The 363-nt window shown below is 68.0% G+C and carries 1 protein-coding gene; it reads right to left on the reverse strand.

Going from position 1 to position 363, the window contains the following annotated elements:
• On the reverse strand, positions 1–363 hold a 363-nt coding region (locus D0817_RS26885; RefSeq protein ID WP_127341012.1), incomplete at both ends, for a MarR family winged helix-turn-helix transcriptional regulator.

The following is a 363-nucleotide window of genomic DNA, read 5'->3' on the forward strand; positions in this document are numbered from 1 at the left end:
CGCCATCTCGGCGAAGGCACGCCGTCCGGCCGGCGTCAGGCGCACGCTGTAGACGCGCCGGTCCTTCGGGTCGGGCACGCGCACCACCAGGTTCTCGAGCGCGAGCTGGTCGGTGATGCCGGTGATGTTGCCGCCGGTGACCATCATGCGCTTGGACAGCTCGCCCATGCGCAGCCCCTTCGGATAGCGCTCGAGCTGCGCCATCAGGTCGAAGCGCGGTAGGGTGATGTCGAAGGTGCTGCGCAGCCGGGTGCGGATCTCGGTCTCGATGCGCACCGTGCACGAGAGCATGCGCAGCCACAGCTTGAGCGACTGGTGGTGCTCCTGCGTGAGGCGGCTCGAAAGGTCGAGTTCATCGGCTGG

It is taken from the genome of Flavobacterium cupreum (assembly GCF_003996965.1).
GTDB lineage: Bacteria > Bacteroidota > Bacteroidia > Flavobacteriales > Flavobacteriaceae > Flavobacterium > Flavobacterium cupreum.